The 24,046-nt window shown below is 63.4% G+C and carries 20 protein-coding genes and 1 pseudogene; 6 read left to right on the top strand and 15 right to left on the bottom strand.

Annotation, left to right across the window (positions count from 1 at the left end; genetic code table 11):
* Window positions 1-52 precede the first annotated feature (52 nt).
* Window positions 53-607, top strand: a complete 555-nt coding sequence (locus ACFXS9_RS39405; protein ID WP_392698728.1) for a hypothetical protein — start codon at window positions 53-55, stop codon at window positions 605-607.
* A gap of 189 nt (window positions 608-796) precedes the next feature.
* Here ACFXS9_RS39405 and ACFXS9_RS39400 read toward each other — a convergent pair whose 3' ends face one another.
* The 4 genes from ACFXS9_RS39400 to ACFXS9_RS39385 all read right to left on the bottom strand — a co-directional run bounded on the left by ACFXS9_RS39400 (window position 797) and on the right by ACFXS9_RS39385 (window position 5,600).
* Entirely contained in the window at window positions 797-1,207 is a 411-nt protein-coding gene (locus ACFXS9_RS39400) for a helix-turn-helix domain-containing protein (RefSeq protein WP_392700255.1), read from the bottom strand.
* Between the two features lie 88 nt (window positions 1,208-1,295).
* Window positions 1,296-1,652 (bottom strand): hypothetical protein, encoded by a 357-nt coding sequence (locus tag ACFXS9_RS39395; protein WP_392698726.1) that lies wholly within the window; start codon window positions 1,650-1,652, stop codon window positions 1,296-1,298.
* Between the two features lie 239 nt (window positions 1,653-1,891).
* Window positions 1,892-3,532: a phosphoglucomutase (alpha-D-glucose-1,6-bisphosphate-dependent) gene (gene pgm / locus ACFXS9_RS39390; protein WP_392698724.1), complete on the bottom strand. Its 1,641-nt coding sequence runs from the start codon at window positions 3,530-3,532 to the stop codon at window positions 1,892-1,894.
* Between the two features lie 97 nt (window positions 3,533-3,629).
* The gene (locus tag ACFXS9_RS39385) at window positions 3,630-5,600 is read right to left on the bottom strand and encodes an ATP-dependent acyl-CoA ligase (protein WP_392698722.1); all 1,971 of its coding nucleotides are present in this window, start codon (window positions 5,598-5,600) and stop codon (window positions 3,630-3,632) included.
* A 207-nt stretch (window positions 5,601-5,807) separates the two neighbouring features.
* On the opposite strand from ACFXS9_RS39385, the gene ACFXS9_RS39380 reads away from it, so the two are divergent.
* Entirely contained in the window at window positions 5,808-7,430 is a 1,623-nt protein-coding gene (locus ACFXS9_RS39380) for an AMP-binding protein (RefSeq protein ID WP_392698720.1), read from the top strand.
* A 23-nt stretch (window positions 7,431-7,453) separates the two neighbouring features.
* Here ACFXS9_RS39380 and ACFXS9_RS39375 read toward each other — a convergent pair whose 3' ends face one another.
* From ACFXS9_RS39375 to ACFXS9_RS39350, 6 genes are all read right to left on the bottom strand, one after another.
* On the bottom strand, window positions 7,454-8,611 hold the full coding sequence (locus ACFXS9_RS39375) for an ABC transporter substrate-binding protein (RefSeq protein ID WP_392698718.1): 1,158 nt from the start codon (window positions 8,609-8,611) through the stop codon (window positions 7,454-7,456).
* A 27-nt stretch (window positions 8,612-8,638) separates the two neighbouring features.
* The gene (locus tag ACFXS9_RS39370; RefSeq protein WP_392698716.1) at window positions 8,639-9,424 is read right to left on the bottom strand and encodes a cyclase family protein; all 786 of its coding nucleotides are present in this window, start codon (window positions 9,422-9,424) and stop codon (window positions 8,639-8,641) included.
* A 29-nt stretch (window positions 9,425-9,453) separates the two neighbouring features.
* Window positions 9,454-10,695, bottom strand: a complete 1,242-nt coding sequence (locus tag ACFXS9_RS39365) for an SDR family NAD(P)-dependent oxidoreductase (protein WP_392698714.1) — start codon at window positions 10,693-10,695, stop codon at window positions 9,454-9,456.
* Window positions 10,692-11,870: a thiolase family protein gene (locus ACFXS9_RS39360; protein WP_392698712.1), complete on the bottom strand. Its 1,179-nt coding sequence runs from the start codon at window positions 11,868-11,870 to the stop codon at window positions 10,692-10,694. The genes ACFXS9_RS39365 and ACFXS9_RS39360 overlap by 4 nt, the downstream gene beginning before the upstream one ends.
* 137 nt (window positions 11,871-12,007) lie before the next feature.
* Window positions 12,008-12,805, bottom strand: a complete 798-nt coding sequence (locus tag ACFXS9_RS39355; protein ID WP_392698711.1) for an aspartate/glutamate racemase family protein — start codon at window positions 12,803-12,805, stop codon at window positions 12,008-12,010.
* A 496-nt stretch (window positions 12,806-13,301) separates the two neighbouring features.
* Window positions 13,302-14,063 (bottom strand): alpha/beta fold hydrolase, encoded by a 762-nt coding sequence (locus tag ACFXS9_RS39350; protein ID WP_392698709.1) that lies wholly within the window; start codon window positions 14,061-14,063, stop codon window positions 13,302-13,304.
* 213 nt (window positions 14,064-14,276) lie between these two features.
* Between ACFXS9_RS39350 and ACFXS9_RS39345 the strand changes: the two genes are divergently transcribed.
* The 4 genes and pseudogenes from ACFXS9_RS39345 to ACFXS9_RS39330 all read left to right on the top strand — a co-directional run bounded on the left by ACFXS9_RS39345 (window position 14,277) and on the right by ACFXS9_RS39330 (window position 18,984).
* Window positions 14,277-15,425, top strand: a complete 1,149-nt coding sequence (locus ACFXS9_RS39345; RefSeq protein WP_392698708.1) for an ABC transporter substrate-binding protein — start codon at window positions 14,277-14,279, stop codon at window positions 15,423-15,425.
* Window positions 15,426-15,463: 38 nt separating this feature from the next.
* Entirely contained in the window at window positions 15,464-16,507 is a 1,044-nt protein-coding gene (locus ACFXS9_RS39340; protein ID WP_392698706.1) for a branched-chain amino acid ABC transporter permease, read from the top strand.
* Window positions 16,504-18,274 (top strand): annotated as a pseudogene (locus ACFXS9_RS39335) (ATP-binding cassette domain-containing protein). Before ACFXS9_RS39340 ends, ACFXS9_RS39335 begins: the two are co-directional and overlap by 4 nt.
* A gap of 5 nt (window positions 18,275-18,279) precedes the next feature.
* A complete protein-coding gene (locus tag ACFXS9_RS39330; RefSeq protein WP_392700253.1) occupies window positions 18,280-18,984 on the top strand; it encodes an ABC transporter ATP-binding protein in 705 nt (234 codons plus the stop codon).
* 108 nt (window positions 18,985-19,092) lie between these two features.
* Here the strand turns inward: ACFXS9_RS39330 and ACFXS9_RS39325 are convergent, their stop codons facing one another.
* The 5 genes from ACFXS9_RS39325 to ACFXS9_RS39305 form a co-directional block, all read right to left on the bottom strand.
* Window positions 19,093-20,070: a 3-hydroxybutyryl-CoA dehydrogenase gene (locus ACFXS9_RS39325; protein WP_392698704.1), complete on the bottom strand. Its 978-nt coding sequence runs from the start codon at window positions 20,068-20,070 to the stop codon at window positions 19,093-19,095.
* Window positions 20,067-21,158: an NAD/NADP octopine/nopaline dehydrogenase family protein gene (locus tag ACFXS9_RS39320; RefSeq protein ID WP_392698703.1), complete on the bottom strand. Its 1,092-nt coding sequence runs from the start codon at window positions 21,156-21,158 to the stop codon at window positions 20,067-20,069. The genes ACFXS9_RS39325 and ACFXS9_RS39320 overlap by 4 nt, the downstream gene beginning before the upstream one ends.
* Window positions 21,159-21,200: 42 nt before the next feature.
* A complete protein-coding gene (locus ACFXS9_RS39315; RefSeq protein WP_392698701.1) occupies window positions 21,201-21,848 on the bottom strand; it encodes a flavin reductase family protein in 648 nt (215 codons plus the stop codon).
* A gap of 9 nt (window positions 21,849-21,857) precedes the next feature.
* A complete protein-coding gene (locus tag ACFXS9_RS39310; RefSeq protein WP_392698699.1) occupies window positions 21,858-22,769 on the bottom strand; it encodes a fumarylacetoacetate hydrolase family protein in 912 nt (303 codons plus the stop codon).
* A gap of 102 nt (window positions 22,770-22,871) precedes the next feature.
* On the bottom strand, window positions 22,872-23,999 hold the full coding sequence (locus ACFXS9_RS39305; protein WP_392698697.1) for a cupin domain-containing protein: 1,128 nt from the start codon (window positions 23,997-23,999) through the stop codon (window positions 22,872-22,874).
* Window positions 24,000-24,046: the final 47 nt, after the last annotated feature.

Here is a 24,046-nt window from a genome sequence, read left to right as displayed (position 1 = left end):
ACGTCCAGACTCCGGACGAGAGGCCAGTCCGCCCTCGCCCTGGAGGAAACTTATGCTCGCGAAAGCCTTCGTCATAGCCATGGCAGCAGATATTGCTCGATCGGATTACGCCAAGCCGACTTTGATTCGGAGCCGCAGCCGTGAGTGGCTGATCGCCTGCCGTTGGGGGCCGGAGGGTGAGTATCTTTCGATTGCGACAGCCGGCCCGATCACGGAGCCTCTCGCAATGGTTGCACCGCAGGCGATCGCGCCAATCCACAGCCTGGTCGGCGTGCTGGTTTCCGAATCGGAGACGCAATCCAGCAGCACATTTCTGCTGGTGCGCCAGTTGCCTGCTGCGATCGAGCTTGCCGGCACATTTTTTCCCGCCGACGGATACGTGCTGCTGCAGGATCACGGCGATGTCCATCTCGTCTGCAAGACGCGCTATTCGCATAGCTGCGGTTGGCTCGACGGCAAGGAGATCCGCAAGGACATTCCCGATCCGGCACCCTATTCGGCTGAGGCGATGTCCTGGCATATCGAAGCAACGCGCCGTGACTGGATCGGCGAATTCATTCCCGGCAGCAGGCCGCCGGAGCGGTTTGCGATACGCGCTACCGGCTGAAGCCGAGATCGGACTGGAGCCTTTCGGTTCTGATTGAATCAGAACCGGGCTCTCGATTCTTGTTTTGACGCGTTTTCTTAACGCGAACCGGTATCCACCCCGGATCAAGTCCGGGGCAGGCTTTCGCTGGAAACGCTCTAGCGGCAGAAATGGGGCTGCGCGAGGTTGCCACACGCCTTCTGCGGAAGACTATCCCCAGGAGGGAAACCTCCGCCGATCACCGCGATCGACAGTATTCAGCCGCGCAACCGTGGCCTTCGCCCCCGCCGTTCGATCGCCGATGCTTTCAACCAGCTTGGCGACGCAACGTCGCACGCGCGGGCTGATCATTCGTGCAAGGCCTTGAGAACGCGCAAGGCGCCCGGCTCTGCGGGCAAATGAACCGGTGAATTCAAGCCGGAAGATCCGGGCCGGGAAGAACAGCTCACCGACCGAAACGCCGAGCACCGAAGCAATTTGCGCCAATAGGCTGGCACCGACCCGGTCGGCGCCCCGCTCGTATTTCTGCACCTGTTGAAAAGTCACACCGATGCGTTCCGCAAGCATGGTTTGGCTGATGCCGCGGTCGACGCGAAACATGCGAATTCTGGCGCCCACCATCGCATCGAGCGGGCCAGACTTCCTCGTCGCCATCGGCAGGCTCCCTCAAGCTGGGAGACCTTAGCACAACCTCCGGAAGACGCAGGCGCTAATTTGCGATCCTGGGAAGCAATTTTATCCGCTTCTCCTCGGTGACATGCTCGATAGTCAACCGGCCCTTCGGGTCGATCGCCGCCTTCATGGCCGACGGGTGACCGGTTTCGAGGAAATGCTGCAGGGCGGCACGGCTTTCATCCGAGAGCGCAAACAGCCCACGCATTAATTCAAAGAACCCAGGTTCCTCCGCTACATAGAGCAGCTCGCGCAATTCCGCGCCGGTATACTGCCCCAACGCCGTCACAAGCCATTCGGTTTGGTCGTTCGGATCGCTTTCCGGCACGCGATTCAGATAGTAGACAACCGATTCCGCACTCATTTCATCCCCCGGTACCTCGCGATAGCTCACAGGCCGCCCGTTCGGTACGGCTTTCTGGCAGCTAACTCCCGAGCTTAACACTGCGTGGGCTCTCGTGATTTCAGCGTGATCGCAAGGGCAACGGTGACCTGAAATTCCGTTCCGGGTTCCAGGCTGTGCCGGACTGGTGCAGGCTGCGCAGCCGGGCGCAATATTGCAATATTCTGCCGTCCCGCGGCGGTCCGGCATTTACCCGTTACACAGCTCCCAACCGCCTCACGGCGCGGCAGTCAGAAAGCCTTTGCGATGGCCCGCTGGGCATCCTGCTGAATCGTCTTCAGGTGATCCTGGTCCCGAAAACTCTCGGCATAGATCTTGTAGACATCTTCGGTGCCCGATGGCCGCGCGGCGAACCATCCCGCCTCGGACTCCACCTTGATGCCACCGAACGATTGATCGTTACCCGGCGCCCGGGTCCGAATCGCGCTGACCGGTTCACCGGCAAGCTGGTGCATGTTGAGCTGCTCCGGTCCAAGTGCCTTCAGCGCGCTCTTCTGTTTGGGCGTCGCCGGCACGTCGATCCGCTCATAGAAGGACACGCCGAGTTCGGCGGTCAGGGCCGCAAACTGCTGGCTCGGATCGCGGCCGGTGCGACCAAGCATTTCGGCGGCGAGCAGCCCCATCACCATGCCGTCCTTGTCGGTCGTCCAGACCGAGCCATCGCGCTTGAGGAACGATGCGCCGGCGCTTTCCTCGCCCGCGAATCCGAAGCCGCCCGTGCCAAGGCCTTCGACGAACCATTTGAAACCGACCGGGGTTTCGACCAGCTTGCGGTTCAGCTTCTTCGCGACACGGTCGATGATCGAACTGGAGACGATGGTCTTGCCGATCGCGGCCTTGCTGCCCCATTGCGGCCGATGCGCGAACAGGTACGCGATCGCCGTCGCGAGAAAATGGTTCGGATTCATCAGCCCGCCGGTGCGGGTCACGATGCCGTGCCGATCGGCGTCGGTGTCGTTGGCGAAGGCAACGTCAAATCTGTCGCGCATCTGGATCAGGCTCGCCATCGCGAACGGCGAGGAACAATCCATCCGGATCTTTCCATCCCAGTCCGCCGTCATGAAACGAAACGTCGGGTCGACGGCGTCGTTCACGACAGTTGCGTTGATCCCGTAATGCTCGATCAGCGGCTGCCAGTAGTGAACGGCGGCGCCGCCCAGCGGATCGATCCCGATTCTCACGCCGGACGATTTGATCAGCACCATGTCCACGGCATTGCCGAGATCGGCGACATAGGGACGGATGTAGTCGTGCAGATGCGTCGATGGCGCCTTGCGGGCGCGCTCATACGGCATCCGCGCAACGCCCTTTATGTCGGCTTCGATGTAGGTATTGGCAGCCTTCTCAACCTTGGCCGTTACGTCGGTATCGGCCGGGCCGCCATGCGGCGGGTTATATTTGTACCCGCCATCGTCTGGCGGATTGTGCGAGGGCGTGATGACAACGCCATCGGCAAGTCCACTCGTTCGCCCCTTGTTGTAACTCAGGATTGCATGCGAGATGACGGGCGTCGGCGTATAGCCGCCGCGCTCGTCAATCATGATGTCGACGCCGTTGGCGGCAAACACCTCTACCGCGCTCGCCAGCGCCGGCTCGGCCAGCGCATGGGTATCGATGCCGATGAATAGCGGACCAGTCAGTCCCGTCTCGCGGCGATAGTCGCAGATCGCCTGCGTCGTTGCCAGGATATGATTTTCATTGAACGAGTTCTTCAACGATGTCCCGCGATGGCCCGAGGTGCCGAACGCAACGCGCTGGGTGGGATCGGACGGATCCGGCTTCGACGCAAAATACGCCGTTATCAACCGCGGTACGTTGACGAGGGAGGCGGGATCGACCGGTTTGCCGGCAGCAGGATTGGGGGCAGTCACATGACCTCACGGAATGGTGGTTTCAACGGATTATAGGTGCAAGCGTTGGCTTGGGCAAAATCGGGCGTCACGTCTGCGACGCATGCCGATGCCACCTTCAGTAAACGCCGCGCTGCCGGGGCGGTTTCCTGACGCCTTGCGCAAAGTACGGATTGTTCAAACATTGGGCCGCGCGACCCGAAGCGGACGCGGCGCACTGCCCCAGCGAAGCAAAGCTGCAGTCGATATGGCCGCCGCCGATGGCGTAGGTTTGCAGGCAAACCGGGTAGTTTGGATCATAGGTCTGGGCGCATGCCGGCGCGGACGCCAAGATCGCTCCGATCGTCAGAATCGAGCAAGCCAATACGCGCATTGGGGGACTCCTTGGGGACAACCGATCTGAAGAACGCCGTGAAGCAAGCGACGGACCAAGCCCGCTCCCGACCTTAACGACGCAGTTTGTATCCCGCGGCATCGCGGTCCCAGGTGTCCGAGTCTTCCCGGCCTCCCGCAGCGCGACCTTGCGTATCTTGCCGTTCTCGGTCAACGGCATCTCGGTGACGATGCGGACAAAACGCGGAATCGCGAAATAGGCCAGCTTGCCCTCGCAATGGCTGATGATCTCGACTGGATCAAGCGCCTGGCCGGGTTCGAACTGGACGGCCGCCGCAATCTCGTCCTCGCCGAGTTCGGACGGCAGCGGATAGATCGCGCAGGCAGCGATCGCCGGATGCATCAGCAACACCTGCTCCACCTCCCAGGACGAAACATTCTCGCCGCGTCGGCGGATCGACTCTTTCATGCGGTCGACGAAGCGATAGTGGCCGTCCGCATCGCGCACGACACGATCGCCGGTGCGAAACCACTGATTCCGCCAAGCTTCGGCCGTCTTGTCCGGCATTGCGAAATATCCCGTTGCAAACACGAGCGGCTCGCGCGCGCGTAACAACAGCTCGCCGGCTTCGCCGTCAGGCAGGGGTCCGTCCTCAGAGTTGACGATACAAGCCTCCACGCCTTCGACGAGATAGCCCATGGTGCCGGGGCGATCGGACGGGATCGTACCCGCGAACACGAAATTCGTCTCAGTCGAACCGTAACCGTCGAGCAGCGGCACACCGAAACGCTCGAGAAACGGACCGTGAAACTGGCCGGGCACGCCGCCACCAAGCGCTACACGCATGAAATGCGCAGTGTCGTTCGCTGCCGGGGGCTGTGCCAGCAACATCACGGCCATCGCACCGAGGAGATAACCGACCGTTGCCTGATGTCGGCGCGCCGCGGCCCAGAAACCGGAGGCGGAGAATTTCGGCTCGAGCACGTAGGTGCAGCCGTTGAGGAGCGCCTGATAGAACGCGTTCAGCGCGTTGGTGTGGAACAGCGGCAGCGTCGTGAACAGGATGTCGCCTTCGCGAATGTCGAGCGCCCGCGCCGAATAGACGCCCCACCAGAACATCTGCGCCTGCGGGCAGCAAACGCCCTTGGAAGGACCTGTGGTGCCCGAGGTATAGAGGATCGCGACCGTGTCGCCCGGCTGCACCGGCGCGGGCGGCGTTCCGTCGCCGAGCGTCGGCAGCGGCGAGATCGATCCCGACGCGAGTTGAGACGCGACACCTTCGTCGATTGTCCAGACAGTATCCGGCGGCGCGACTTCGCTTTCCAGCGTGTCGATGGCGGGCATGAAGCACGACTCGATCACCAGCAGCTTCGGCGTGCAGTTGCGCAGGATGTGGCTGAGCTGGATACCGCGCAGTGCGGTGTTGATCGGCACCGTGACGGCGCCCATCCAGGCGCAGCCGAGATGGATTTCCAGGAATTCCGGCCGGTTCGAGCACATCAGAGCCACGCGGTCGCCGGCGCGAATTCCGGCCTGCATCAGGCGGGCGGCCGATGCGGCGGCGATCGAAACCGTCTCGGCGTAGCTCCATCGCGTTTCGCCAAAGACGAACAGCGCGCGGTCACGGTACCGCGCGGCTTGCCGTGTCAAAATGGTCGAGAGAATTCGATCCGCCGGCGGAAAACGCTCAGCCGCCTGCGGCCAGATCGACCCACCCCGCCGCTGCCCGGCCGCGCCACCATCACCTGCCTGCATACGCACCTCCAAGGCCAACTTCCAAGGCCACTTTCAAGCTTCAAGGCCACTTCCAAGCTTCGCCGGGCAGGTCTGCGATAGATCGCTATTGGCCAGCAATATAGTTTAGGCTTAAAGTATTCGACGAGAACCCCTGCAGCAAGTGCTGCGTGCGGACTCCGGCTACCTGCGTCCGGCGGCAGGAAATGAATGGGAGCGACGCCCACAATGAGTCTCAACATTCCGTATCGATCGCCATCCGATGCTTTCGCCGCCACGGCTGCAAGGCGGCCGGACGCACCATTCCTGCTGGCGCCTGCAAGTGCGCAACTGCCCTACGCACCGGAAGGTTTCAAGATCGAATACGGCGCCTTTAGGACCGAGGTCGAGCGTCTGCGTGCCGAATACGCGACCGCCGGCTACGGACGCGGTGCGCGGGTCGCCTTGCTGCTCGACAATCGCCCGGTCTTCTTCCTGCATTGGCTCGCGCTCAATGCGCTCGGGGTTTCGATCGTTCCGATCAACCCCGACGTCCGCTCCGATGAACTGTCCTTCCAGCTTGAGCTGTCGGAGGCCGACCTGCTCGTGGCGACGCTCGATCGCGTCCATGTGACGAAAGATGCGGCGCTCGGCCGCGCCCGCCTGATCGATACCGATAGCCGCATTCCACCGTGCCAGACGAACGTCAGCGCCCAAACCCCCGAGTTCAATGATGAATGCGCGCTGCTGTTCACCTCAGGCAGCACCGGCAAGCCAAAGGGCTGTATGCTCTCGAACCGCTATTTTTTGCAGGTCGCCGACTGGTACCTCGCGCAAGGCGGCGTGGCAGAGCTACAGCCAGACCGCGAGATCAACCTGACGCCGTTGCCGATGTTTCACATGAACGCGCTCGGCTGCAGCGCGGTCGGCATGATGGTGCTCGGCGGTGCCGTGGTGCCGCTCGACCGCTTCCACGCCAATCGCTGGTGGCAATGCGTGGCCGATAGCGGCGCCACTGTCGTGCATTGTCTCGGCGTCATCCCGGCCATTCTGCTGCAACTGCCTGTAACTGAAGTGGAACGGCAGCATCGCGTGCGCTTCGCCTTCGCGCCCGGCGTCGATGTCCGCCACCGCGCCACCTTCGAGGAGCGCTACCGCATCCCGATAGTCGAGGCCTGGGCCATGACCGAGACCGGGGGCGCGGCGGCGACGACCACCGCCCGTGAGCCCGCGGGGTTTGCAGCGCGCTGCGTCGGCCGGCCATCATCAAATATGGCGTATCGCCTCGTTGATGATCAAGGTTCCGATGTCGCGCCTGGAAAGCCCGGCGAACTGCTGGTCCGCGCAAAGGGCGACAATGCCCGGTCTGGCTTCTTCAGCGGATACCTGAAAGACGAGGAAGCCACCGAAGCGGCGTGGCAGGACGGCTGGTTCCACACGGGCGATCTAGTTTTCGCCGACGAGGACGGGCTTCTGTATTTCTTCGATCGCAAGAAGACCATCGTGCGGCGCAGCGGCGAGAACATCGGCGTGCTCGAAGTCGAAAGCGCGCTTTACATGGACACGCGCATCGGCGGCTGCGCGGTGACGCCCGTTCCCGACGATATCCGCGGCGAAGAGGTCTTTGCTTTCATTGTGCCGAATGTGGAGGTTGATGATGCTCCCGCGCTGGCGGCTTCGATCGTCGAAACCTGCGCCGAGCGCCTCGCCTATCACAAGGTGCCCGGCTACGTCGCCATCCTCGACGAGTTGCCGCTGTCGTCAACGCGCAAGCTCGCCCGAGGCGAGATCAAGACGTTGGCGGCTGCCGCCGTCAGCGCCAATCGCGCGATCGACATGCGCGGGCTGAAGGCGAAGCTGCGGCACGCCTGAGCCGCGGGCAGCCGATCCGGCAATTACGGCAGCAGCTTGTATTTCCCGTTTTCGATCTGGACCAGTATCCGCGCGCGGCTATCGACGCCGTGGCGGTCGGCCGGCGTATAGGTGTAGATGCCGTGCGCACCGACGACATCCTTGGTCGCGAACAGGGCTTCGCGTAACGCGTTACGGAACGCCGGCGTTCCGGGCGTCGCGCCGGTCGCCTTGGCACGTTTGGCGGCATCCATGAACACCAGCCAGCCATCGAAGGCATAGGGCGAAAAAGCATCGGCCGGCGCCTCGCCATTGGCTTTCTCATAGGCCGCGCGGAATGCGAGCGCGACCTTGCGGATAGGATTGCTCTCGGGAAGCTGTTCGCCCGCCGTCACCGGCCCGGTCGGGCAGATGATGCCCTCGGCCGATTTGCCGGCAAGCCGCAGAAAATCCGCGCTGATCATGCCGTGATTGCCGTAGAGCGGCCCCTTGTAACCCCGCTCGGATAGCGCGATCACGGGCAGCGCGCCGGGCGTTCCAGTGCCGCCCAGCATGATCGCGTCGGGCCGCAAGGAAACTGCACGCAGCACCTGCGCAGTGACCGAGTTGTCGGAGCGCGCATAACGTTCGTTGGCGATCACCTTGATGTCGGCCTTCTCGGCGCTTTGCAGCAGCGAATTATACATCAGGTCGCCAAAGGCGTCGGAGAAGCCGATGAAGGCCACGCTTCTCACGTTGCGGCTCTTCATGTGATCGACGATGCCCTGGACGAGCAGCGGCGTCGGCTGCGGGGTTTGCACCACCCACGGCCCGCCCTCTCCGGCCGGCACCGGCGCGATCGGCGAGACCGCTACCATCGGCACCTTCATCTCGATCGCTGCCGTGGCCATCGCCAGCGTCTGCGGCGCGCCTGACGTGCCGATCAGGAAATCAACCTTTTCCTGCTCGACCAGCTTACGCGCGTTGCGCGTCGACGCGGCCGGATCCGAGCCGTCATCGAGCTGGATGACGCGAACTTTTTCACCATCGATCTCGCCGACATAGGCCTGGCCCGCGGCCAATCCCTTCGCGTTCGGCACGCCGATCGAGGACACCGGTCCGCTCAGGCCGGTAACAAAACCGACGAGGATTTCGGCATGCGCCGGCGCCACGGCGGCGAGCAAGAGCGCAGCGCCGATCAACAAAGTCTTTTTCTTGTTCATGATGTCACTCGATGTCGACGAAAGGGTTCAGCCCTGCCCAGGTACCAACGCCAGCACGCGCAACGGACTGCCGGAGCCATTCTGGATCTTGAGCGGGGCAGCCACGATCACCGCGCCGGTCGGCGGAAGCTGATCGAGATTGCACAGGCACTGCAGGCCGTAACGTCCGCCGCCGTGAAGGAAATGATGCGCCGGATAGGGAGGATCGAGATGCCCGGCCTGGCCGGCATCGGTGCCGATCGTCTCGGTGCCAAAGCCGATGACGCCGCGTTCCTCGACGAGCCAGCGCATCACGGCGGCGTTCGGTCCGGGCGTGTGGGCGCCGTCGTCCTTCAGATTGGCGTAGTCGCGCCAACCTTTCTTCGACCAGTCGGTGCGCAGCAGCACCCAATGCCGTTCCGGAATCCGCCCGTGGATTTTTTCCCAGGCCTCCACGACCGGTATCGTCAACAGGAAATCCGCATCCTTTGCGGCCTGCGCCGAGCAATCGATCACGCAGGCCGGCGCTATCATGTCGCGCACCGGCAGCGTGTCGACTGCGTTGTTCGGCAGGTCCTTGCCGGTGAACCAGTGAATCGGCGCATCGAAATGCGTGCCGGTGTGCTCGCCGAAGCTGAGATTGTTCCAGTACCAGGCAGGACCATTCGCGTCGTAGCGCGAAATCTGCTGGATGCGGACCGGCGCGGCCTGACCAAATTCCGGCGGCAGCACGATGACGGGAAAGTCCGGGCTGAGCGTAAACGTCAGATCGACGACACGCACCGCGCCGGATGCAACCGCGCCGGCAAATTGCATGAGACTGTTGCTATCCATTGCGCTTCTCCCGTTCTCAACAAGCCTGCCTACGCCCCTAGCTCACGCTCGACCGCCTTGGGGTTGGCGGCCAGGCGCTGGCGAATATCTTCGGCGACATCGCCCACGAACACATCTTCAAGCCCGCGCTTGAGCGCTGACACGATCGCACTCGCCACCGCGCGTGGCGCCACCTTCGGCGGCGGCACCGTCTGGAACCACTCGATATCGAGCGGACCCGTGAACACGTTCACCACCTTGACGCCGCCGGGCCGAAGCTCCGCCCGCAGGCAGTGCGACAGCGACAGACAGGCGGCCTGCGATGCCGAATAGGCGCCAAACACCGGCCAGTTCGCCAGCGCATAGACCGACAGGATATTGACCCAGGCGGCAGCGCTGTTGACGCCATCCGAGCCGCGCATCCGCATCGCCGGTCCGAACGCCTGCGCCAGATGCACGAAGCCGAGATAGCTCTGGTCGATCTCGTCGCGCACGACGCTGGTGCCTTGACGATCGAGCAGCCCGCCTGCGCGGACATGCTCGGTGGTGTTGACGAGAATATCGACCTTGCCGCCGATATCGGCCGCCAGATCTGCGGCCGACTTCTCGTCGCCGATATCGAGCGGCACGATCTCGACACCCTCCATGGCGCGCAACGCCTCCTCGCCGTGGAACGGCTTCCACGGCTCGGCGACGCCGACGAACACGATCGACGCGCCGGCTGTCTTCAGCGCAGCCACCGCTTCCTGACCGACGATGCTGCGCCCATTGGTTACCAGAACGCGCCGAAACTTTGGATCGGCGGTCATCTCACGCCACTGCCTGTCGTCCGTCATGTTGGGGGTCTCACGTTCGGGGTGCGCGAAAGCCACGGCCTGCCCGCTCTTGTCCAGTTGGAACGACATCACGACCGGCCCGCCCTCTTCGCAATCCGCGTGCAGGTGCGTCACGAGGGTTGGCCCGCACTCCATCGTAACCAGGCCGATGCGCCATGGCGCGCGCTCGCGGAAGTGCACGTCCGCCGGGACATGCAGCGTCGTTTCGGACAAAAGCGTTCCTCGCCGCGGCGCGTCCGTGAAGGCGAGATCGGCGGAAAGGCATGCAGGGCATGCATCGCGCGCCGGATAACAGAACGTTCCGCAGGCGCCGCAGCGTTGCAGCATGAAGCGGCCCTCGGCGGCGGCCCGCGTGAACCCGTGCGAGGCGCGGCTTCGTGCGGGCGCTGGCGACGTCGGCAGCCGCGTCCGCTGCAAAGGGTTCTTCCGGCGCGGCTTTGCGATCGGTTCGATCATGCGCCTGGTCCCGCGAGGATCGCCGCGCCCGAAGCGAGGCCGCGATCATAGTTGATCATTCCAAAACCCGAAGCCAACCCGACGCGTGCATCCCTAACCTGCGTCGGACCGGCCTGCCCGAGAACCTGACGCAGCGCCTCGACCACGCCGAGATAGGCGCCGCCCGCGCCGGCCTGCCCGACCGAGAGCTGACCGCCGGAGGTGTTGTGCGGGAAGCTGCCGTCGATCGTGAGATCGTGCTGCCGAACGAAGTCCGGTCCCTCCCCCTTCCGGCAGAAGCCGAGGTCCTCGAACTGCATCATCGAGATCACAGGATAATCGTCGTAGGTCTCGACGAAATCGAGATCATCAGGCTTGACGCCCGCCATCGCGTAGAGCTCATCGACGTCCATCGCCCATCCGCCCCGTACCTGAACGGGATCATCGCCGAACGCATTGTGGCGCTCGATCGTGGCGAGAATTTTGGCGGCGGACAGGTTCAGGGACGCGGCGACATCCTCGCTCATCACGAGAAACGCCTCCGCGCCGGCGCACGGCATCACGCAATCGAACAGATGGATCGGATCGGCGATCGGTCGCGCCGACATGTATTGCTCGATAGTCAGCGGCGCTTTCATCAGCGCGTTGGGATAGCGAAGCGCATTGCTGCGCTGAGCGACGGCGATCTTGCCAAAATCCTCGCGCCGGGCGCCGAACGTTCGCATGTAGTTGCGCGCGATCAATGCAAAACTCGCATTGGCACCGCCGGCGCCATAGGGATAGACGGCATCCTGGTTGAAGCGCGAGAAGTTTTCGAGCGTGTAGCGGAAGGAATCGACGTGATTGGTATCTCCAGCCACGCAGGCCACGATGCGCGCGTCGCCCGCCTGCACCGCTCGCGCCGCGCGGCGCAGCGCGGCAATTGCGCTCGCACCGCCCAGCGGAATGGTGTCGATCCATCGCACGCAGAGGCCGAAATGCTGGGTGAGACCGATCCCGCTGTCGAGCCCCGCCGTGAAACTCGAAACACAGAAGCCGTCGATGTCGCGCGGCGTGATTCCGGCGCCATCGACCAACGCCTTCAGCGCGCGGCCGATCCACCATTGCGCGCTCTCGATCGAGTAGCGCACGTACGGGATCGTCACCGGAACTGCCATCACGACCCGATCGTAAGGTGTTCGGATGGAGCTCTGCATCGGACCGCCGGATTCCTGTGAGCCGTTCAGAGTACGGTCAATTTGACGTCGTCGCTCGCCGCCTTGCCGTCGCGCCCGCCGGTCGCCGTCACCTCGGTTTCATACAAGATCTTGTCGGGCTGCAGCATGTCTTGTCCTCAAGCGCTGTTCGGTTTGTCGGGCGTGCGCGCCACGGTGGCGCGGAAATCCCGGCGCGCACGATCATTGGCCAGCGTAAAACTCGGCCCGCGGCTCGGCTCGGTGCCGTTGAGACGCTGCAACTGCACCCACATCTCGGCGCTCTTCAGCGCGACCGCTGCGCAGTTCACCACGGGCGCATAGCCGATCTTGAAGCCACGCTCGCTCGCAATCAGGAGACCGGGCAGCACGCCGGCCGGAATGACGACGTCGGCGCCGCGATCGACCAGCGGCTGCGCGCAGGCTGCGAAGTCGCTCAGCATACGTGCCTTCGCCGCCGCATCGCCCGCAAACGCGGCGCTGAAATCTTCCGGACGACAGCCCATGCCGGTAACATGCACCACGCGGCCGGAAAGCCCGTAACGATCGGTCTGCTCATAATGCCAGACCTCGAAGGCGGCATCGAGCGTGACAAGGCCGAGCCGACGGCCAAGCTGCGAGGCCGCGAGCAGCGTGGCTTCGCCGGCGCCGACCACCGGGATCGTCAGCGCCGAACGCAGTTCGTACAATCCCGGATCCTGGAAGTGGCCCATGACGTAGGCGTCGAAGCCGTTTTCCTGCGCTGCGAGTCCGTTGTCGACCGCCTGGATCGCGCAACGGAATTCGCTGAGGCGGCCGAAGTCGCGGTCAGCGGGCGTGATGCCCTCGACGTGGACGCTGGTGCCGGGCGCCGCGATCTCGTTCAGATAGGCCGCAAGCTGCGCCATGTAGGGCGCGCTCGTAGCCTGGTCGACGAAGCTCTGCCAGAAGATGCGCACAGCGGATATCCCGTTCACAGGCGACGCATACCGATCGATCCTCAAACGACGCAGTCTGAGAAGACTGACGATATGCACAAGCCATCGATGTGAAGGCACGCGATAGCGTCGCGCCATTCTCCATCGACTGAAATATTTCAACCACAAAATAATTTTCGCGTCAATTGAACGGCTTTCCGACGATATCTGCGCGCGACGAGATCGAGTTGCCGAAAGGAAAGGCAGAGAGCGCCTCACGCTTTTGCATAAGCTAATTCAGCTTTCGCGCTTGCACGCGCCGCCGCAAACTTTCCGCAAAGGCACGACGCTGGCGTATTGACGTTCGGCCGATAAATACTTTAGGCTTTAAACAATTGACGGGCATCCACGCCTGTGCGGGCATGCGTCGCATTGGTCGTTGCGTTGATAAAGGTCATCAATCGTGGCTGAGATTATCGACCTCGGAACAGCAGGTGTTGCAGATGGGTTCGCATCCGCCGCGGTTGGACTCGGCGCTTCAGGTACCGTTCCCGCCCTTGGCCACCTCGGCGGCGACGAAATCGCGGACCAAGCTAGCGAAGGCCTCCGGCATCTGATCGGGAAGCGGCACCATGCCTCCTGAGAGCTCGCGCAAGATACTACCCTCGATAGCTCCGGCAATTCTTGGAGCCACGGGATGAACGTGCGGATCGGCTGTCGGAGCAATGACCAGCGTGGGACACTGGATGCTTCCCAGACGATCCTCCATCCGATAGCGATTCACCACCCGATGGCCTTCCGCCGCCATCTCGTCAGCCCGCAACGCATCGACCATAAAGCGGTGCAGCAAATCGACATCATCGGCGGGATAGAACGGCTGCCGGCGCGCCCAGAGCTCGGTGAGATGGGAGCCGTCGGTACGCGCCTCGACCTCGTCGATCACACGCATGCCGTCATGCCTGGCCCGGCGCGCTGCATCGACGAAGGGACAGGCCGAGAGCACCAGTGCGCTCACCCGCGCAGGCGCCGAGGCGGCCATTTCGACCGCGATCACCGCGCCCGTGTGATGACCGACGATCGCGGCCCGCGGCTCTTCCAGCGCATCGAGCAGCGCGAACGCCCCTTCGGCCCACAGTTCAATCGAAGGACCAGCGGCAGGCCGATCGGAATCTCCGAAGCCGAGCGTATCCATTGCGATGGCGCGGAAATCGCGGCCGAGCAGCGGCAGCACATCACGGTATTCGTCCCACGAGCGCGGCGTCTGATGCAGCAGAAGAATGGGAAACCCGGTTCCGGCCATAGCGACATGGATGCGGCCAAGACGCGTCGTGACGAAGCGGCGCTCGAGATTGAACCGACTTTGCTGACGCTCATTTCATAACTCCCATCCGGAGGCGGGGAACGGACCCGCGCCGGGTTTCGGCGACAATCACGGCATCGATCGTGCTGGTCCGACCCGATCCATGCTGACATCTCGCTCAGGTCGCGGCTGTTTTCAACCAAGGGGAATGCAATGCGCAAGATGTTGAGTTTGACTGCCCTCATCGGCGGCCTCGTTGCGGCATCGACCGCACAGGCCGACATCACGATCGGCTTCGTGACGTCGCTCAGCGGGCCCGGCTCCTCGATCGGCATCCCATATGGGCGCGGCATCCAGGCTGCTATGGAATACAAAAACGAGGTCAACGGCGAGAAGATCAGGCTGATCCAGCTCGACGACGGCTCCGATCCCTCCGCCGCAACCCGCAACGCGCGCAAGCTGATCGAGGAAGAGAAGGTCGACCTCCTGATCGGCACCGCAACCGCTCCATCGACCATCGCCATGATGGCAGTTGCGACCGAACTGAAGGTGCCGATGATCGCCGTCTCTCCGGTGATAGGACAACCGAATCCGGCGGACCAATGGGGTATTTCCGTTCCGCAACCCGCTTCGCTGCTGGTCAAGGTCGTCGCCGATCGCATGAAGCGCGACGCGATGAAGAACATCGGCTATATCGGCTTTTCCGATGCCTGGGGCGATCTCGTCTACAACGGCGCCAAGGCGGTGGAAACCGAGGACGGCATCAAGGTGCTGACCAACGAGCGCTATGCGCGCGTCGATACGTCGGTCACCGGCCAGATCCTTAAAGTTCTTGCCGTGCGTCCGGATGCCGTGCTGATCGGCGGATCGGGCACGCAGGGCGCGCTGCCGCTGCTCGCGCTCGGGGAACGTGGCTTCAAAGGCAAGACCTACGGCACGGTCGCGCTCGTCAATCCCGATTTCGTGCGCGTCGGCGGCAAGGCCGCGGAAGGCATTCAGGTCTCGGCCGGTCCAGTCATCGTGGCCGAGCAGCTTCCGGACAGCCATTTCGCCAAGAAGCTCGCGCTCGAATTCCGCGCTGCCTACCAGAAGGCCAACAATCTCCCGAGCACGGACGGCTTCTCGGCCTATTCCTTCGACGGCTGGATGATCTTCACGTCAGCCGCGGCGCGCGCGCTGAAAACCGCAAAGCCCGGCACCATCGAATTCCGCAAGGCCCTGCGCGACGAGATCCTCAACACCAAGGAGCTCTCGGGCGTGCACGCGGTCTACAACTTCAAGCCCGGTGCCTATCACGGCGTGGACGAGCGCGCGCTGGTGATCGTTCGCCTAGTCAACGGCGCCTGGACCTACCAGCCCTGAGCGATGCCGACGCGTGACACGGAAGGACGATTGAGGGCATGACGGCAGACATCGCAGCGATCCTTGCGATCGACGGAATAGCCACCGGGGCGGTCTACGCCCTGGTGGCGATCGGAACCGTGCTGATCTTCACCGTGACGCGGGTGATCTTCATTCCGTTCGGCGACATCGCAGCCTTCACGGCGCTGACGCTGGCCGCATTGGATGCCAAGCAGCTTCCCGGAACAGTCGGATTGGTTGTCGTGTTGGCGTGCATGGCCTGCGCGATGGAAGTCGTCTCACTGGCGCGCGCCGGCGAGCTTCGCGCGGTGCCGAAGGCCGTCCTCTTCTATCTCGTGTTGCCTCTGATCGTCGTTGGGACCGTCTGGCTGACGATGCGCTTTGCTCCGCCGATGCCGGTCCGGATCGTGCTGGCGCTGCTCTTGATCATGCCGATCTCGCCGCTCTTGGACCGGATCGTATTTCGCCCAATCGCGGATGCCTCTGTTCTCCTCTTGCTGACCGTCTCGGTCGCGCTCCACTTCGCGCTGGTCGGACTTGGTTTGCTGTTCTTCGGCCCCGAAGGCGTCAGAACCGAGCCGCTGACATCGATGGCAATGGAGATCGCCGGGGTGCACGTCTCCGGACAGACGGTGCTGATCCTGGCCGCTGCGCTGGTGTTCAGCGGCCTGCTGTTTCTGTTCTTCGACTTCACGCTGATCGGCAAAGCGCTGCGCGCGACCGCCCTGAACCGGACCGGCGCCCGGCTGATGGGCATTAGACCCGCGCGTGCCGGGACGATCGCCTATCTGCTGGGATCACTGATGGCTGGCGTCTCCGGCATTCTGATCGCGCCGGTCAACACGATCTTCTATGACTCCGGATTCCTGCTCGGCCTGAAGGCCTTTGTCGGCGCTATCGTGGGCGGCATGACGAGCTATCCGGGGGCTGCGCTCGGCGCGTTCGGCGTCGGCCTTCTCGAAAGCTTCGCCTCGTTCCAGAGCAGCACCCTGAAGGATGTCATCGTCTTCTCGCTACTGATTCCCGTGCTGCTCTGGCGCTCGCTCGCCTCGCAACATTCCGAAGAGGAAGTCGAGGAATGACGCCGCAGCAGATCCGTCTCATCATTGCCGCGGCGATCGCCTGCCTCGTGGCTGCGCCCTTTGTGCTCAATCCGTTCAGCATCACCTTGCTGAACTATATCGGCATCTATTCGCTTGCGGCCATCGGCTTGGCGCTATTGACCGGCGTCGGCGGCATCGTCTCGTTCGGCCAGGCCGCTTTCGTCGGCGTCGCCGCTTATGCAACAGCGTGGGTCACAGCGCTGAACGGCTATTCGCCCTGGCTCGGACTGGTGCTGGCCGTCATTCTGACCTGCAGCATCGCGGCAATCCTGGGCTTCGTGACGCTGCGCCTGGGCGGCCACTTCCTGTCGCTGAGCACGGTCGCGTGGGGACTGGCGATCGCGTTCTTGTTCGGCAACATCCAGGGGCTCGGCCAACATAATGGCATCTCGGGCATTCCACCGATCTCGATTGGCCCGTTCGCACTGGTGGAGAGTCGGCAGATCTATTTCTTGATCTGGGCGATCGTCGTCGCAGTCCTCCTCCTCTGCTACAACCTTCTCGACTCCCGCATCGGCCGCGCGATGCGCGCGCTGCGCGGCGGCAATACATTGGTCGAAAGCCTCGGCATCAGCGCCTTCCAGATCAAACTGGTGACGTTTGTGATCGCCGCATTCCTCGGCGCGCTGTCGGGCTGGCTTTATGCCCATCTCGGCCGTTTCGTCAGCCCAGGCCCGTTCGAGGCCGGTATGGGCATCGAATATCTGATGATGGCGATGGTCGGCGGCGCCGGCAGCATTTTGGGCGGCGTGGTTGGTGCTGCGATCGTCACGCTGCTGAAGAACACCGTGCAGGATTACCTGCCGCTGATTGCGAAGGGCGCCTCCGGCCAGCTCGAGATCGTGGCGTTCTCCGCGCTCTTTATCCTGTTCCTGCAGCGGGCCCGGCAAGGCATCGTTCCGTTTCTCGCGGGCTTTCTGCCCGACGTGAAGCTGTCCCGTCCGCAACCGGCTAGCCCGCTGCCGCGCCGCGAGCAGCCGGCGCCCGGCACGCTTCTTCTTAAAGTGAGCGGCGCGCAGCGGCGGTTTGGCGGCCTCGTCGCCGTCAACAATGTCAGCTTCGAAGTAAGGTCCGGCGAGATCCTCGGGCTGATCGGGCCGAATGGCGCCGGCAAGACCACGATGTTCAACCTGCTCACGGGGGCGCTGCGCGCGAACAGCGGCGAGATCGCTTTCGCGGGACACTCCATCACCCACGATCAGCAATTCCACATCGCTCGCTCCGGCATCTCCCGCACCTTCCAGCACGTCAAGCTGCGCCCGCGCATGACGCTGCTCGACAACGTGCTGCTCGGCACCTATTCGCGCACCAGGACCGGCCTGCTCGCCGGCGCGCTCCGCCTGAATCAGGCGGAAGAGGCCAGCGCACGCTACGAGGCGTTGCAGCAGCTCGAACGCGTCGGGCTCGGCGACAAGCCGTTCGAACTCGCCGGCAACTTGCCGCTCGGCAATCAGCGCGTGCTCGAGATCGCCCGCGCGCTCGCAGCCGACCCGACACTACTCGTTCTCGACGAGCCGGCGGCCGGTCTGCGCCGCCAGGAAAAAGCTAAAACTGGCCGAACTGCTGCGGTCGCTTCGCGCCGACCATCTGACGATCCTCCTCGTCGAGCACGACATGGAGTTCGTGATGTCGCTGGTCGACCGCATCGTCGTGCTCGATTTCGGCTCAAAACTCTGCGAAGGCGAACCGGCGGCAATACGCAACGACGCCCGCGTCCAGGAAGCCTATCTTGGAGGTGTCGCGTGACGCAGATGTTCTCGATCGAGAATGTGTCGGTCGCCTACGGCAAGGTGGAGGCCGTGCGGAACGTCTCGCTTTCCGTTGAGCAAGGGCAGATCGTGACCGTGATCGGACCGAACGGCGCCGGCAAGACCACGCTGCTGATGGCCGCCATCGGTCTGCTGAAGTCCACCGGACGAATGACCTTTCAAGGCAACGATCTTGCGCGGATCGATGTCGAAGGACGTGTCGAACGTGGTCTCTGCCTCGTACCCGAGAAACGCGAGCTATTCGCCGATCTGTCGGTCGCCGACAATCTGTTGCTCGGCACCTACAGCCTGCGCGATCGCTCGACGACGCGCAAAAGCCTCGACGATGTGTTCGACCGCTTTCCGCGGCTGAAGGAGCGCAGCAGGCAAGCCGCCGGCACGCTGTCGGGCGGCGAGCGGCAAATGCTGGCGCTGGGCCGTGCGCTGATGGCGAAGCCGAAGCTCCTGGTACTCGACGAACCCAGCCTGGGCCTTGCGCCGCTCATCGTCCGGGAGATCTTCCGCACCATCGCCTCGCTGCGGAGCCTCGGCGTGTCGATCCTGCTCGTCGAGCAGAACGCCCGCGCAGCGCTTGAGACCGCAGATTACGGCTATGTGCTGGAAACCGGCGAGATCATCCAATCCGGGCCCGCGGATACTCTGATTCATGACCCGAAGCTGATCGCGGCCTATCTCGGCGGGCATTAGAGCAACTAAGAGCGGGACCAAAAATTGCGAAAACAACCCCATGCAAAGTAGGAATGGGGCCTCGCATCATCCGAACACTAGATCTAGCTAGCTAGGACAGCGCGCGCGTTACGCGACGGGTCCGCGCGCAAGGCCCATCGCCCGCAGCGCCGAGGCAAAAGCGGCGAGGCGTTGCTCGCGATAGGCAGCCTGGTCGACGCCTTCGTAGTTCATGAATCCCTGTCCGGTCTTCATGCCGATGCGTCCCTCGCGCATATTGGTCTCGATAATCGCCGGTGCCGCATAGCGGCTGTCGCCGAGCGCCTCGACCAGATAGCGGCTGGCATGATGCAGAATGTCGCCGCCGCCCCAATCGATGAACTCGAGCAGGCCGAGCACCGCGAAGCGGAATCCGAAGCCATAGATCACGGCCTTGTCGATATCTTCCGCGGAGGCGACACCCTCCTCCACCATCCGGGCGGCCTCGTTCATGGCCAGCGCCTGGATTCGCGGAACAATGAAGCCCGGACGTGCCGCGCAGACCACCGGCACCTTGCCGATGCCTTCGAGCAGCGCTTTCATCCGCGCTGTCGTCTCCGGCGCGGTGAGCCGTCCGGGAGACAATTCGATCAGCGGCACGAGGTAGGCGGGATTGAGCCAGTGCGCATTGAGGAAGCGGCCGGGATGTTCGATCGATCCGGCGAGGTCGTCGACCAGGATCGTCGAGGTGGTCGAGGCGATGACCGGGCGCTCGCCCGCCAGCCGCGAGGCCTCAGCCAGCGCCGCCTGCTTCAGGCTAAGGATCTCCGGCATTCCCTCGAAGACGACATCGCAGCGCGGCAACGCCATAGCCGCCTCGTCCCGGGACGCGACCGTGATCCGCTCGGCAATTGTGGGCACAAGTTCCGGCGGGAGGAGACCGATGCGCGAGAGGATCTCGAGCGTTGAGCGAATTTCCACTTTAGCTTCGGCCGCCAACGCCTCGAAGGCCGACGCCTCCCGTTCCTTGAAATCGATGACGACAACCTGATGACCGGCGAAAGCGAACACGACGGCAATGCCGCGGCCCATTCGTCCAGCGCCGAGGCATCCGATCGCCGGTTTCATCGGAAGCCCTCGGCCAGAAGATTTTGCAACGCAGCCCGGTCGAGATCGCCGAGGCCGAGCGAGGACAAGCTCCGGCCCGTCACCGCGAAATCCTCGCCGGTGATGGCCGCGCCGATTGCGAGGAACGCCTTGACTAGCGGTGTGTGCACGCCTGCAAGACCAGCGACCGATGCGAGGAACGACAGGCCGAGACGCAGATCCTCCAGCATGTAGCGGTGCTCGACAAGAATGAGGCGTTCGGACCAATCGCCGGAATCCGTGAGTTGCTCGTGCGCGTCGCGCGCATACATCCAGGGCTCACCATCCCGCGAATAGTGATCGGCCAGGGGAAAATGCGGCTTTCCATAACCAAGCGCCTCGCGAATGGCGATGCGCTCGGCATCGAGCGCGTCCGTGACGCGGCGTATGGCCGGCTGCGTTCCTTCCTTGTGAATATCCCACTTATCGAAATGTTCGATCGGACCGGCGTTCATGGTGATCAGCGGCGGATGAATGATCGGACCGGCATTCATCAGCGCCGCCGAGAGCGCATCGCCGCACGGCTCGATGGCATCCGGAAACGCGCGCTCGATCACATCAAGCGCGTGCGGGGCAAGGTGCTGCGGAAACACACCGGTTGGCAATCGAGCGCCCCTGCCCGAGATGCGGACCGCATAAGGGCCCTGCTTGCGCGCCAGCCACGGCAAGGTCCCGGTCTCCGCCGTTGCAATCTCCGCGCGGTTGCCTGCGTCGCGGGCGGCACGGGCGAAGATGTAGGAGCCAAATGTGCCGGGCGGCAGGAACACGACCTGGCCGTCGCGCAAATGCGGCGCGGCCAATTCGGCGATCGCGCCTTGCGCAAAAGCCGGTGCCGGACAAAGGATGAGATCGGCAGCGTCGATCGCTTCCGCGATCGAAGACGTAATCACAGCCAGCCTGGCCTCGCGGCGGCCCGATCGATCGATGACCGTGATCGTGCCGCCCTGCGCACGGTGTGCGTCGACATCTCCGCGATTTCGCCGCCACAGCCGGATTTCGTGACCGGCCAACGCGAGGTCGCCGGCGGCCGCGAACGAACCGTTTCCTCCACCCAACACTGCGATCTTCAAAAGTATCCTCCGCTTCGTCGCCACGCGTATCGCGCAATCCTGTCACGCAGGCTCCGCCTTGACGTTCTTTTCCTGCCACGCCACCCAGGTTGGCCGATCGATCTGGAACAAGTCGGTGGAGCGCGCATACCAGCCGCTGCCGTGCATGCGGGCGATCAGCCGCAGCGCCTGCGTATCGATGTGGCAGCGCTCCCTGTCCAGGATCACCGCGTCATCGATATGGGCGCGAGCGATACGACCGATCACGGCCGTTTGTCGCGGTCCTGTCACCAGCGACGTGAGTACCCGGCACTCGAATGACACCGGCGATTCCGCGATACGCGGCGGGCGCACTGCCTGCGAGGCAGCCGGTGTCAGTCCAGCCAGCGCCAATTCATCGATCTCGGGCGGTGCGTCGATACACGTGATGTTCATGGCCTCGGCGTTGCGCTCGGCGACGAGATTGACGACGAATTCCCCGGTATCGAGGATATTCGCCGCCGTGTCCTTGAATCGCTGCGAACCCGCCAGAAGTCCGATCGCGACGGTCGGCGGCTCATGACCCATCACGTTGAAGAAGCTGAACGGCGCGGCATTGATCACGCCGCTCGCCGAGAGCGTGGTGATCCAGGCGATCGGCCGCGGCGTCACCGTTGCCGTCAATATCTTGTAGCGGTTTTGCGCTTCCAGCGTCTCCATGTCGAAGATCATGCCGACCTCTCAGATCGCCACCACCGGATGACGCAACCGGCCGATGCCCGTTACTTCGGCTTCCACCACATCGCCCGGCCACAGCCATTCCTGCGGAGAGCGGCCGGCGCCGACGCCCTCGGGCGTGCCCGTCGCGATGATATCTCCCGGCTCCAGCGTCATCGCGGCCGAAATGTCGGCGATCAGGAGCGGTACCTTGAACAGCATGTGGCGAGTGTTGGATCGCTGCTTCTCGACGCCGTTCACCGTCAGCCAGAGATCGAGCGCATGCGGGTCGGTGATTTCATCTGCCGTGACGATGCACGGCCCGAACGGCGCGTAGGTGTCCTGCCCCTTGGAATAGATCCATTGGCCGGCACGGCGGTTGTCGCGGGCGCTGACGTCGATCATTACACTGTAGCCGAACACAAAGCCGAGCGCTTCGGCTTCGGACACGCGCCGCGCGGTTCGTCCCATCACGACGGCAAGCTCGACTTCCCAGTCGAGTTGCTGCGTGATCGCCTTGTTGTGATGAATGGCTTCGTCCGGTCCGATGACGCTGGTCGGCGGCTTCGAAAAGATGATGGGCTGCTTCGGCAAATCCTTTGCGGTGTCGAGGGCGCGCGAGGATTCCGCGACGTGCTCGACGTAATTGAGACCGATGCCGAAAATGTTCTTGCGAGGGCGCGGTATCGGCGCCAGCAGCCGGACGTTTGCAAGCGGCAATGCAGCGCCGACCGGCCAGTTATCCTTGCCTTCGTTCAGTACCTTCTTGAGCGCCGCCAAGGCGGGCGGTCCGAGATCGATGAAGTCGAGCATCGATGGGGGAAGGGAAACCCCGGTATGCTGGCCCAATTTCTCGACGTCCACGACGAGATCGCCGACAACCGCGCCGAGACGGGCGGCAGCTTCAACGGTGCTGCGATAGGTAACAAGACGCACGATGCTCTCCTATAGCGTTTTCAAGCGAAGTGGATACCGGTTCGCGTGAAGAAAACGCGTCAAACAAAGTCTAGAGCTTCGGTTCTAATCAGAATCGAAGCTCTAGGATACGAGCGGCTGGCGGCCGCCATTGTCGCCGAAGGCTTCCTCGCGATAGAGCCCGAGCGCGTGCATGACAGGCAGGTCGTTGAAGGTGAAGAGGCAGGCGTCCTCGCTGGCGGAGGCGTTGACATGTTCATGCCAGGCCCAGGACGGAACGCAGAAGATATCCCGCTCCTTCCAGTCGAAGCGCTTGCCGTCGATGATCGAATGACCGCGCCCCTTGGCGACCTGATAGATAAAGCTGCCGGTGTGACGATGCGCGCGCGTGCTCTCGCCCGGCCGCAGCATCTGCATCGACGCGCCGATCGTCTGCATCACCGGACCGCCGGTCACCGGATTGACGTAGTTCATGAGAACGCCGTCATAGGGCGAGCCGTCGGTCGCCTTGGCGTAACGCTGCAGCGCCTCGTAGGTCGGACCCCACTCATACTTCAACAGCGGCGAATATCCCTTCGACCATTCGGCGCCCGCCGGACGCAGACCTGGATTGCCCCAGCTATGCGTCATGTCGTCGACGGGATAACCGACGCTCTGCTGCAGGTCGGGGTGAACCACATAGAAGTTGGCTTCGAGCGTGTTGACGAGGGGAATGTCGAGACCGTCCTGCCAGATGCAGGGCGTGCCGTCGCTGGAGACGCCGTGCTCGTGCCAGGTGCCGTTCGGCGTCAGCACAAAGTCGTTGGCACCGAGCGTCATCTTGTGACCATCGACGATCGTATAGGCGCCCTCGCCTTCCATGATGAAGCGGAGCGCAGAGGCCGAATGGGCGTGGGCGGATGCGACCTCGCCCGGATGCATCACCTGCAGGCCGGAATAGAGCCAGCCGACCGCGGCGGCGTGGTCGCGGCGTCCGGGATTGTTCAGATAGATGACGCGGCGCCCGGCCTTTTCGGGTGACACCAACTCAACGGAACGCAGCACGTGCGCGCGGAGGTCCTCATAGCGCCACAGCACCGGGACGGAAGACGATTTGGGCTGCCACGGCTCGATCTTGTTCGCGACCGTCCAGAGTGCACCCGCCTCCAGGCGTTCGAGTTCGTCATAATAGGCGAGCAATTCAGGGGTGTCTTCGACATTGGCCCGCCCGGCCACATCTTCCCGATGGTTTTCACGCGCTTTCGTTGCCATGTCGCCCTCCTGTGAGTTGGCGCCGCTTCCGGCGTCGCGTTGTCAAT

The organism is Bradyrhizobium sp. RDI18, assembly GCF_043203335.1.
Lineage (GTDB): Bacteria > Pseudomonadota > Alphaproteobacteria > Rhizobiales > Xanthobacteraceae > Bradyrhizobium > Bradyrhizobium retamae.
The sequence above is the reverse complement of the archived record's forward strand: the minus strand, read 5'-3'. Positions and strand labels throughout refer to the sequence as shown.

What these genes read in the sequence shown, in the direction of transcription:
- ACFXS9_RS39325 (WP_392698704.1), bottom strand. Translation starts at nt 20,070, where the DNA reads ATGAAACCGGCGATCGGATGCCTCGGCGCTGGACGAATGGGCCGCGGC.
- ACFXS9_RS39350 (WP_392698709.1), bottom strand. Translation starts at nt 14,063, where the DNA reads ATGGCCGGAACCGGGTTTCCCATTCTTCTGCTGCATCAGACGCCGCGC.
- ACFXS9_RS39405 (WP_392698728.1), top strand. Translation starts at nt 53, where the DNA reads ATGCTCGCGAAAGCCTTCGTCATAGCCATGGCAGCAGATATTGCTCGA.
- ACFXS9_RS39305 (WP_392698697.1), bottom strand. Translation starts at nt 23,999, where the DNA reads ATGGCAACGAAAGCGCGTGAAAACCATCGGGAAGATGTGGCCGGGCGG.
- ACFXS9_RS39400 (WP_392700255.1), bottom strand. Translation starts at nt 1,207, where the DNA reads ATGGTGGGCGCCAGAATTCGCATGTTTCGCGTCGACCGCGGCATCAGC.
- ACFXS9_RS39315 (WP_392698701.1), bottom strand. Translation starts at nt 21,848, where the DNA reads ATGATCTTCGACATGGAGACGCTGGAAGCGCAAAACCGCTACAAGATA.
- ACFXS9_RS39340 (WP_392698706.1), top strand. Translation starts at nt 15,464, where the DNA reads ATGACGGCAGACATCGCAGCGATCCTTGCGATCGACGGAATAGCCACC.
- ACFXS9_RS39345 (WP_392698708.1), top strand. Translation starts at nt 14,277, where the DNA reads ATGCGCAAGATGTTGAGTTTGACTGCCCTCATCGGCGGCCTCGTTGCG.
- ACFXS9_RS39375 (WP_392698718.1), bottom strand. Translation starts at nt 8,611, where the DNA reads ATGAACAAGAAAAAGACTTTGTTGATCGGCGCTGCGCTCTTGCTCGCC.
- ACFXS9_RS39385 (WP_392698722.1), bottom strand. Translation starts at nt 5,600, where the DNA reads ATGCAGGCAGGTGATGGTGGCGCGGCCGGGCAGCGGCGGGGTGGGTCG.
- ACFXS9_RS39330 (WP_392700253.1), top strand. Translation starts at nt 18,280, where the DNA reads ATGTTCTCGATCGAGAATGTGTCGGTCGCCTACGGCAAGGTGGAGGCC.
- ACFXS9_RS39370 (WP_392698716.1), bottom strand. Translation starts at nt 9,424, where the DNA reads ATGGATAGCAACAGTCTCATGCAATTTGCCGGCGCGGTTGCATCCGGC.
- ACFXS9_RS39365 (WP_392698714.1), bottom strand. Translation starts at nt 10,695, where the DNA reads ATGATCGAACCGATCGCAAAGCCGCGCCGGAAGAACCCTTTGCAGCGG.
- ACFXS9_RS39360 (WP_392698712.1), bottom strand. Translation starts at nt 11,870, where the DNA reads ATGCAGAGCTCCATCCGAACACCTTACGATCGGGTCGTGATGGCAGTT.
- ACFXS9_RS39380 (WP_392698720.1), top strand. Translation starts at nt 5,808, where the DNA reads ATGAGTCTCAACATTCCGTATCGATCGCCATCCGATGCTTTCGCCGCC.